The organism is Aquabacterium sp. A08 (genome assembly GCF_011742065.1).
The window spans coordinates 11,265-21,414 of the sequence record NZ_JAAQQT010000679.1 but is presented as its reverse complement, the minus strand read 5'-3'; the positions used below and the strand labels follow the sequence as shown (position 1 = coordinate 21,414).

Sequence of the window (10,150 nt, the reverse complement as noted above, 5' to 3'; positions counted from 1 at the left end):
CCCATGTCGTCGGCCGCGGTGAGCATGACGATGGGCAGGCTTTCGTCGCCGGTCAGCAACCGCATCTGGGCGCAGGCCGAATAACCGTCCAGCACCGGCATGACCACGTCCATCAGCACGAGGTGCGGCCTCTGGGCCTGCACCGCGTCGACACCGGCCTGGCCGTTGTCCGCTTCCACCACCTGGTAACCCTGTTTGCGCAGCACCGCACGCAAAGCCAGGCGGGTGGAGGGGTCGTCGTCCACCACCAGAATTTTGAGATCTTTGAGGCTAGAAAGCGGCATATATGATTATTCTAGCCAAATAAAATAGTAATTACAAAGCTGTTTTGGAGGTGAGACGGCCTCGGTAACCTGCGCTCAGCCCTATGGTACCGCGTGAACGATAATTCTGCTGTGTCCACCTTCCTCAATACCCAATCTCTCGTCGAACTCCAAGGCCTGTTGGGGGACGACCTGTTCGACATCACCGGCCTGTTTGCCCAGCAAGTGCGGCTGGACGCGGCCCAGTTGCAGGCCCAGGCGGCGCAAGCCGACTGGCCTGCGCTGGCGCGGACGGCGCACGCGGTCAAAGGCAGTGCCGGCAACCTGGGGGCGCAGGCCCTGTCGCAATGGGCCGCCAACACCGAAAAAGCCGCGCTGGCCGGCAACGCCACCGCGGTGGCCCAGGCCCTGCCGGCCTTGCCCGGCCTGGTGGAACAGACCCTGACCACCCTGCGCGACGGCGGTTTTCTGCGGGACTGAACGCCGCCGCCCAGGCGGTGTGGCCGGTGGTCAGCTGAACAGCCGGCGCGCCAGCGCCGAGCCGGCCGGGAGCTCCCGGGCCTCCAGGGCGTCGTACAGCCCTTCCAGGTCGGCCCCGATGCGGTCGAGCTGCTCGTCGTTCAGCGGCTGGCCGGCGGCGTCGGTGACCACGCCTTCCATGGAGCGGGCCAGCGACTGGGCCGCTTCGCGCATGCGCACGTAGGGCCGTTCGTCCCGCGCCACGTGCGGCACGTCGAGGGTGAGGAAGCATTCGCGCAGTGCGGTCTGCTCCGGGTCGTCGGCCAGGGCGGCCTGGGTTTCGTACTGCAGCACCAGCACCGCCGCCGCCCCCGGGGCGCTGGCGGGCAGCACCATGCGCCCGGGCAGTGCACCGGGCACGAACCCCAGCGCCGCGGCGTGCTGCACCAGGTAGCCCGGGCTCCAGGCGGCCCGGCGGGCGCGCACCGCGAACATCAGCTGGGCGTCGTGGTCGCCGGCGAACTGGTCCAGCTCGCGGGCACGGCCCACGGCCTGCACCATGTCGGGAAAGTCGGGGCTGGCGCCCAGGGCGTCGGCAAAGGCCTGGACCTTGACCACGAACTCGGAAAATTCGATGTCGTTGAGCGCGCCGGCGCGGTTGGCCAGCTGCACCCCGGCCTGCAGCGCGGTGTAGCGCTGGCCGGGCCGGGGCGGTTCCCAGCCGCCGCTGGCGCTGTGCAGCCCCTCCACCGCGAACGGTTTGCTGCCCACGCGGCGGCTGCCCGGCAGGGCCGCCAGCAAGGCGTCGCCCGACACCACCTGCTCCAGCGCCAAGGGCACCAGCACGTCCAGCGCCGGCAGCAGCGCGGGCGCACGCGCCGCGCCGGGCAAGCCCAGGGCGTTGAGGCCGTCGGCCGTGGGGGCGTCGCCTGGTGGGGGGCCGCCGTCCAGGGTCGGCTCCTGGCGCTCGGGGTCGCCGCGCAGCGCCTCGGACGGCACCTCGGCCAAGCCCGGCTCGCCGCTGGAGCGTTTGGGCGTGAAGCGCCGCGCCGTCCAGCGGTTGTACACCCAGACCCCGAGCACCACGGCGGCGCCCATCAGCAGCAGGCCCCATTGGAAGGTGCTCATCATGGGTGGGACTCCATCAGCCCGGAGGCGGTTTCCATGTCAACGGCGACGATGCGCGAGACGCCCTGCTCCTGCATGGTCACGCCGATGAGCTGTTTGGCCATTTCCATGGCGATCTTGTTGTGGCTGATGAAGAGGAACTGGGTGTCGGTGCTCATGCTGGCGACCAGTTTGGCATAGCGTTCGGTGTTGGCGTCGTCCAGCGGCGCGTCCACCTCGTCGAGCAGGCAGAACGGCGCCGGGTTGAGCTGGAAGATGGCGAACACCAGGGCGATGGCGGTGAGGGCTTTTTCGCCGCCGGACAGCAGGTGTATGGTCTGGTTCTTCTTGCCCGGCGGCTGCGCCAGCACCTGCACCCCGGCGTCGAGGATTTCCTCGCCCGTCATCACCAGTTTGGCCTGGCCGCCGCCGAACAGTTCCGGGAACATCTGGCCGAAGTGGGTGTTGACGGTGTCGAAGGTGCTGCCCAGCAGGTCGCGGGTTTCGGCGTCGATTTTCTTGATCGCGTCTTCGAGGGTGCGGATGGCCTCGTTCAGGTCGGCGGACTGGGCGTCGAGGAACTGCTGGCGTTCGCGGGCGCTGCCGAGCTCTTCCAGCGCCGCCAGGTTGACCGCGCCCAGGGCGGCGATTTCGCGCTGGCAGCGGTCGATCTCAACCTGCAGGCCGTGCAGTTTGACGGCCTCGGCCTCGATGCCCTGGGCCAGCGCAGCGAGGTCGGCGCCGGCTTCGGTGAGCCATTGCTGGTACTGCTCCAGCCCCAGGCGGGCGGCCTGTTCCTTAAGCTGGCAGTCGGTGATGCGGGCACGCAGCGGCTCCAGTTCGCGTTCCAGCTGCAGGCGGCGTTCGTCGCTGGCGCGCAGCTGGGCGGTCAGCCCGTCGTACTGGCTGCGCTGGGCGGCCAGCGCCTGTTCGCGCTGCAGCTTGGCGTCCAGGGCGTCCTGCAGGCCGCCCTGGGCGGCGGCGTCGCTCAGGCGCTCCAGCTCGCCGTGGGCGCGCTGTTGTTCGTCGGCCAGGGCCACGGCCTGCTGGCGCGCGGTGTCGATGGCGCGTTGCAGCTCGCCGCGCCGCGCTTCCAGACTGCGCTGGGAAAAGGTCGCTTCCTGCGCCTGGCGCTCCAGGCTGCGCAGCTGTTCGCGCGCCTGGCCGAGGCGGCGTTCGGCCTCGATCACCGCGTCCTCCAACTGGGCGTGGCGTTCCTGGCCGTCGGCCAGTTGCAGGTCCAGTTCCTCGAAACGGCCCTCGGCGGTCAGGCGCCGCTCCTGCAGGGCCTCCAGCTGGTCGTCCACCTCGGCCAGGTCCTGCGCCAGCTGGGCACCGCGGGCACGCGCCTGTTCGGCCTGTTGCGTCAGGCGCAGCACCTCCACCTGCCGGGCGTGGGCGCGGGTCTGGGCCTCGGCGGCTTCGCGGCGGCTGTGCTGCAGCCGTTGCTGGGCCTCGGCGTGGGCGGCCTCGGCGCGGTTCAGGGCGGTGCGCGACTCGTCGCGCAGCAGGGTCTGGGCGCGCAGCTGCTTGTCGAGGTGGTCGATCTCCTGCGCGCGGGCCAGCAGGCCGGCCTGCTCGCTGTCGGGCGCGTAAAAACCGACGTGGTGCGGCGTGACGCAGTGCCCGGCGGGGGTGTAGATGGCCTGGCCCGGCAACAGGTCGGCGCGCGCGGCCAGGGCTTCGTCCAGCCCCGGCGCGGCGAAGGAGCCGTGCAGCCAGTCGGCCAGCAGGGCCTGCAGCGTGGTGTCGTGCAGACGCAGGTGCTGCGCCAGCGGGGGCAGGCCGTGGGCGCTGGCCGGGACCGCCGCGCTCGCACCCGCCGGGGGCGGGCTGAAGAAAGCCAGTTTGGCCGGCGGGGCGACGCCGGCCAAGGCGCGCACCAGCTCCAGCCGCGACACCTCCAGCGCGGCCATGCGTTCGCGCAGCGCCGATTCGAGGGCGTTTTCCCAGCCAGGCTCGGTGTGCAGGCGGCTCCACAGCGGGCCCAGGCCGTCCAGCCCGTGCTTGGCCAGCCAGGGCTGGAGCTTGCCGTCGGTCTTGAGTTTGTCCTGCAGGGCCTTGAGCGCATCGAGCCGGGCGGCCAGTTCGGCGTGGGCCTGACCGTCGGCGTTGGCACGGGCCTGGGCCGCGCGGCGCGCTTCCTCGAGTTGTGGCCCCAGGGTCTGCAGCTCTTCCAGGCGGGCCTCGGCCTCGGCCTGGGCTTCCTGGGCCGCGTGCAGTTCGGCGGTGGCGTCGGCCAGGCGGGCTTCGTCGGGCGCGGCGGCGGTCTGGCGTTCGGCCTGCAGCCGCTCGCGGCGCCCCTGCAACTGGCGCGTCTGGTCGTCCAGGCCGCGTTGCTCGGCCGCCAGCACCTGGATGGCCTGCTGCACCTGCGCCACCGCGGCGCGCTGCTGGCTGGCGCGGCCCTGGGCCTGGCGCAGCGCGTCTTCCAGCGCGGGCAGTTGCTCGGCCTGCTCTTCCACCCGGGCGGCCAGGATTTCGCTCTGCTCGGCCGCCGTGTCGTTCAGCTCGGCCAGGGTCTCCAGTTCGGCCTCGGCGCTGCCCTGCCGCTCGGCCCACTGGTCCACCTGGGCCGCCAGCTGCACCAGCCGCTGCTGCACCCGCTGGCGGCCTTCGACCACGTAGCGGATTTCGGCCTCCAGCCTTGCCACCTCGGCCCCGGCCTCGTACAAGCGGCCCTGGGCCTGGTTCACCTGGTCGCCGGCGTCGTAGTGGGCCTGGCGCACCGCCTCTAGGTCGGCCTCGGTGCGGCGCAGGTCGGCCATCCGGCTTTCCAAGTCGTTCACCGCTTTCAGGCCCTCGGCCTGCACCCGGGTCAGCTCGGCCTCGGCGTCGCGCCGTTTCAGGAACCACAACTGCTGCTGGCGCAGCGTGACCTGGGCCTGCAGGGCGTGGTAGCGCGTGGCCACCTCGGCCTGTTTTTCCAGCTTGTCCAGGTTGGCGTTGAGCTCGCGCAGAATGTCTTCGACCCGGGTCAGGTTCTCGCGCGTGTCGGCCAGGCGGTGGGCCGTTTCGCGGCGGCGCTCCTTGTACTTGGAGACCCCGGCGGCCTCCTCCAGGAACAGGCGCAGTTCTTCGGGCTTGGACTCGATGATGCGGCTGATCGTGCCCTGGCCGATGATGGCGTAAGCGCGCGGACCCAGGCCGGTGCCCAGGAACACGTCCTGCACGTCGCGGCGGCGCACCGGCTGGTTGTTGATGTAGTAGCTGCTGGTGCCGTCGCGGGTGAGCACGCGCTTGACCGCGATCTCGGCGAACTGGCCCCACTGGCCGCCGGCGCGGTGGTCGGCGTTGTCGAACACCAGCTCCACGCTGGCCCGGCTGGCCGGCTTGCGGCTGGTGGTGCCGTTGAAGATGACGTCCTGCATCGACTCGCCACGCAGCTCGCTGGCCTTGCTTTCGCCCAGCACCCAGCGCACCGCGTCCATGATGTTGGACTTGCCACAGCCGTTCGGCCCCACCACGCCGACCAGTTGCCCGGGCAGGTTGAAGGTGGTCGGTTCGGCAAAGGACTTGAAGCCCGAGAGCTTGATGGTGTGGAGGCGCACGGCGGGAAGCGGTTGGTGGGCACCGGCAGATCGGTCCAGGTGCGTAGTGTAGTGGGGCTTACCCTAGCCCCCGAAATGTGTCCGGCCGCTGCGCCCCAGGCGCAGCGGGACTCACCGTTCGGGCTCAGGCCGACGCGGGCGGTGCCGCCTGCCAGGCGGTGTGGGCCAGCAGCACCGCCTGCAAACCGGCCGGCGACACCGGCTTGTTCATGAACCCCTGCATGCCCGCAGCCAGGCAGGCCGCGCGGTCGGCCAGGTCGCCGTGGGCGGTCACGGCCACCATGGGCACGGGCGGCAGGGCGCGGGCGGCCTCGTCGGCGCGGATGCGCCGACAGGCCTCCAACCCGTCCATGCCAGGCATCTGCAGGTCCATCAGCACCAGGTCGTAGCGCTGGTGGGCGCAGCGGTCCACGGCTTGCGCGCCGTCGGCGGCCTGCTCGACAGCGCAGCCCAAGCGCCGCAGCACCAGGCCGATGATTTTCTGGTTGACCTCGATGTCGTCCACCGACAGCACCCGGACCAGAGGCGAACCGGGCACGGCGGGTGCGGGAGTGGCGGCCTCGGTGGGGCCGGTGGGCGTGGGGCCGGCAGCCGATCGAATGGCGGGCGCGGGCACGGCCGGTGCAGCCGAAGGTGCCCCGGCCAGTGGGGCGCCCGCGGCCAGGCCAGCGGGCAGCACCGGCAAGGCGCAACGCCAGCGCAGCATGGCGCCCGAGCCGGCGTGGGGCAGCACCTCCAGGTCGCCACCCATGCGCCGGGCCAGCAGGCGGGCCAGGGCCAGGCTCAGCCCCACGCCGCCGTGGGCGCGGCTGGCGCTGCCGTCGGCCTGCACAAAACCGTCGAATACGGTGCGCGCCAGTTCCGGCGCCATGCCGGGGCCGGTGTCCTGCACCGTGACCGCCAGCAGGTGCTGGCCCTGCTGGAAGCCGCCGTGTGCCACCCGCACCGACACCCGCCCCTGCGCGGGGGTGAAGCGCACGGCGTTGCTCAGCAGGGTGCCCAGCACCTCGCGCAGGCGCTGCGCGTCGGCCAGCACCTGTGCGGGCACCGTGGCGTCCTGGGTCCAGTGCAGTGCCACGCCGCGGGCCCGCGCCAGGGCGGTCCAGGTGCTCTGACACTCCTGCAGCAGGGAACGCAGCGCCACCGGTGCCGCCTCCAGGGTCAGCAAGCCGGCCTGCAACCGGGCAAAGTCGAGCACCCGGTTGACCGTTTGCAGCAGGCCGTCGGCGGCGGTGCGCACCGCTTCCAGCGGCGGGCGCAGGCCCGTGGGCGGCTGGCTGGCCAGGGCCACCTCGGTCATGCCCAGGATGGCGCCGATGGGGGTGCGCAATTCGTGGCTCATGTTCGCCACAAAGGCGCTCTTGGCCGCGTTGGAGGCCTCCAGCGCGCGCTGGCTGGCCTGCAGCAGTGCGTGCGACCGCTGGAAACGGTGCAAGGTGTGGGCCAGCAAGCCCGCGGTGAGCAGGATCAGCGCCGCGACGGTCAAGGCCCACCAGCGGCCCGGCCCGGCCTGCGCGGCCCATTGGGCCTGCAGGCGCGCTTCGTCCACCGCCACCCAGACCAAAAGGCCATCGACGTCGTGGTGGGTGCGCGACCAACCGGTCTGGGCCAGGGGCCGCGCAGCCGTGTGGCCGTGGCTGTGCAGCAGCACCGTGCCGGCGCGGTCGGTCAGCCAGGCCTGGCCGCCCCAGTCCTGCAGCCAAGGGGCCGACAACTGGGCCAGGTGCTCGGGCCGGGCCAGGGCCAACAAATAGAACACCCGCCCCCTGACCGGCAACACCTCCATCGCCGCAGGCAGCGCCAGCCCAGCGCTTGGTCCCTCAGCGCTCGGCCTACCGGTGGCGGCCGGGGCCTGGTGCCAATCGTTGTACGGCACGGCCAGGCCCAGCTGCAGCACCGGGGCCAGCGGGTCGTCAAACCCGAGGTCGGACCAGTCCAGCCGCAAGCCGACGTTGGCGGGGTGGGAACTGGCCTGCACCTGGCCGGCAGCGTCCACCAAGGACAGTGACAGCAGGTGCGACGAGCTGGCCGCGAGCTTGCGCAGGGCGTCGCTCAGGGCGGTGAGCGGGGGCACGGTGGTCGCCGTGGGGGTGGGCTGGGGCGTCGCGCGCCAGCGGTCCAGCAGCAGTTCGTCGGCCAGAGACAGTTCCGCCGACAGCACGCGCAGGGCGCCGCCAGCCTCGGCGGCCAGGACGTCCGCCACCGCGCGGGTGTGCTGGCGTTCGGCGGCCAGGTGCGCGCTGCGGTCGTGGCGGCTGGCCTGGTCGCCCAGCAACAGCACCGTCATGGCCAGCAACAGACCGACCGCCCCGACGATGAGGGGCCATGGCGCCTGGAGGGGCTCGGTGGTGGCCGGTGGCCGACTCCCTGAATTTTCCATTTGTACTGGATTGTATTGTTTTTAATTTAACAACGAAGTCAATTAAACGCCATTTCCATCAAATGAATCCGGATTCAGAGCGGTCCCTTCAGCCGCGGTCCCACGGGTGGTGCGGCGCATCGCCCCCACCCGCGCTTGCGGCTAACATCGCCGGCATGAACCCGCTGCTGTCCCGTCTGCAACCCTACCCTTTTGAACGCCTGCGCCAGCTGTTCGCCGGCGTCGTGCCCAACCCGGCCTACCGCCCGATCAGCCTGGGCATCGGGGAACCGAAACACCCCACCCCAGCCTTTTTGAAGGACCGCTTGTGCGAAGCAGTGCACAGCGCCGACGGCGGCCTGGCCACCTACCCCGCCACCGGCGGCACGCCCGAGTTGAAGCAGGCCTGCGCCACCTGGCTGCAGCGCCGCTACGGTCTGACGCTGGACCCGGCGACGCAGATCCTGCCCGTCAACGGCTCGCGCGAGGCCCTGTTTGCGCTGGCGCAGGTGGTGGTGGACCCGCGTGCCTTCGCCCAGGGCGTGGAACCGGTGGTGGTGTGCCCCAACCCGTTCTACCAAATCTACGAAGGCGCGGCCTACCTGGCCGGGGCCCAGCCCTGGTTCGCCCCCAGCGACCCGGCGCGCAACTTCGCGGTGGACTGGGCCAGCGTGCTGGCCGAGGTGTGGCAGCGCACCCAGCTGCTCTACACCTGCTCGCCCGGCAACCCCACCGGCGCGGTGATGCCGCTGGACGAATGGGCCATGCTGTTCGAGCTGAGCGACCGCTACGGCTTCGTCATCGCCAGCGACGAGTGCTACAGCGAAATTTACTTCCGCGACGAGCCCCCGCTGGGCGGGCTGGAGGCGGCGGCAAAGCTGGGCCGCCACGACTTCAAGAACCTGATCGCGCTGACCAGCCTGTCCAAGCGCAGCAACGTGCCCGGCCTGCGCAGCGGCTTTGTGGCCGGCGACGCCGAGTTGCTCAAAGCCTTTTTGCTCTACCGCACCTACCACGGCAGCGCCATGAGCACCACGGTGCAAAGCGCCAGCGCCGCCGCCTGGCTGGACGAGGCCCACGTGGTGGACAACCGCGCCCAGTACCGCGCCAAGTTCGCCGCGGTCACGCCCATCCTGGCCGAGGTGATGAACGTGGCCCTGCCCGACGCCGGCTTCTACCTCTGGGCCGAGGTGCCCGAGCGCTTTGGCGGCCAGGCGGGCGGCAGTGACACCGACTTTGCCCGGGCTTTGCTGGCTCAATACAATGTCACCGTGCTGCCCGGCAGCTACCTGGCCCGCGAGGCCCAGGGCCACAACCCCGGTGCCCAGCGCGTGCGTATGGCCCTGGTGGCCGAAACCGACGAGTGCGTGGAAGCCGCGCACCGCATCGCCGCGTTCGTCCGCACGGCCTGACCGATCCCTCACCCCCTACGGATTTCTGACCATGACCCAACAACTCCAACAAATCATCGACAACGCCTGGGACAACCGCGCCCAGCTCTCGCCCGCCACCGCCCCACAGGAGGTGCAGGACGCCGTGGAGGCGGTGATCGCCGACCTCAACGTGGGCAAGCTGCGCGTGGCCACCCGCGAAGGCGTGGGCCAGTGGACGGTGCACCAGTGGATCAAGAAAGCGGTGCTGCTGAGCTTTCGCCTGAAAGACAACGAGATCATGCAGGCCGGTGACCTGGCTTTTTACGACAAGGTGCAAACCAAGTTCGCCCACCTGAGCCCGCAGGAAATGGCCGCCACCGGCGTGCGCGTGGTGCCGCCGGCCGTGGCGCGCCGGGGCAGCTACATCGCCAAGGGCGCCATCCTCATGCCCAGCTACGTCAACATCGGCGCCTACGTGGACGAAGGCACCATGGTCGACACCTGGGCCACCGTCGGCTCCTGCGGCCAGATCGGCAAGAACGTGCACCTCTCGGGCGGCGTGGGCATAGGCGGCGTGCTGGAGCCGCTGCAGGCCAACCCGACCATCATCGAAGACAACTGCTTCATCGGCGCCCGCTCCGAGGTCGTGGAAGGCGTCATCGTGGAAGAAAACTCGGTGCTGGGCATGGGCGTGTACCTGGGCCAGAGCACCCCGATTTTCGACCGCGCCACCGGCGAGATCAGCTACGGCCGCGTGCCCAGCGGCTCGGTGGTGGTCAGCGGCAACCTGCCCAAGACGGCCGCCAACGGCGCACCGTACAGCATGTACGCGGCCATCATCGTCAAGCGCGTGGACGCCCAGACCCGTTCCAAGACCAGCATCAACGACCTGTTGCGCGACTGACCGCCGCCCACAGGGACACACCGGGAGCCGAGCATGGGCATGATGGAAAAGATCCTGCGCGCGATGGGCGAGCGCAAAGCCTCCGACGTGTACCTGTCGGCCAACTCGCCGATCCAGATCAAGATCAACGGCGT

7 protein-coding genes are annotated in these 10,150 nt (G+C 70.7%); 3 read left to right on the top strand and 4 right to left on the bottom strand.

Annotated features, from left to right (window positions below):
- Positions 1–284, bottom strand: a 284-nt coding sequence (locus HA630_RS17140; RefSeq protein WP_166836227.1) for a PleD family two-component system response regulator, incomplete at its 3' end; no start/stop codon positions are given.
- Between the two features lie 93 nt (positions 285–377).
- Between HA630_RS17140 and HA630_RS23755 the strand changes: the two genes are divergently transcribed.
- Positions 378–743 carry an Hpt domain-containing protein gene (locus HA630_RS23755; protein ID WP_208300138.1) on the top strand — a complete coding sequence of 122 codons (366 nt, stop codon included), beginning with the start codon at positions 378–380 and terminating at the stop codon, positions 741–743.
- Positions 744–773: 30 nt separating this feature from the next.
- On the opposite strand, the gene HA630_RS17130 is transcribed toward HA630_RS23755, so the two are convergent.
- The 3 genes from HA630_RS17130 to HA630_RS17120 form a co-directional block, all read right to left on the bottom strand.
- Positions 774–1,850 carry a cell division protein ZipA C-terminal FtsZ-binding domain-containing protein gene (locus HA630_RS17130; RefSeq protein WP_166836224.1) on the bottom strand — a complete coding sequence of 359 codons (1,077 nt, stop codon included), beginning with the start codon at positions 1,848–1,850 and terminating at the stop codon, positions 774–776.
- Positions 1,850–5,380, bottom strand: coding sequence for a chromosome segregation protein SMC (gene smc / locus HA630_RS17125; protein WP_166836222.1), 3,531 nt, complete (start codon positions 5,378–5,380; stop codon positions 1,850–1,852). Before smc ends, HA630_RS17130 begins: the two co-directional genes overlap by 1 nt.
- A gap of 124 nt (positions 5,381–5,504) precedes the next feature.
- The gene (locus HA630_RS17120; protein ID WP_166836220.1) at positions 5,505–7,760 is read right to left on the bottom strand and encodes a response regulator; all 2,256 of its coding nucleotides are present in this window, start codon (positions 7,758–7,760) and stop codon (positions 5,505–5,507) included.
- A gap of 155 nt (positions 7,761–7,915) precedes the next feature.
- Here HA630_RS17120 and dapC point away from each other — a divergent pair, with 155 nt between their 5' ends.
- Both dapC and dapD read left to right on the top strand, forming a co-directional pair.
- Positions 7,916–9,151 (top strand): succinyldiaminopimelate transaminase, encoded by a 1,236-nt coding sequence (dapC, locus tag HA630_RS17115; RefSeq protein WP_166836218.1) that lies wholly within the window; start codon positions 7,916–7,918, stop codon positions 9,149–9,151.
- Between the two features lie 31 nt (positions 9,152–9,182).
- Positions 9,183–10,016, top strand: a complete 834-nt coding sequence (gene dapD, locus HA630_RS17110) for a 2,3,4,5-tetrahydropyridine-2,6-dicarboxylate N-succinyltransferase (RefSeq protein ID WP_166836216.1) — start codon at positions 9,183–9,185, stop codon at positions 10,014–10,016.
- The last annotated feature ends 134 nt before the right edge of the window (positions 10,017–10,150 follow it).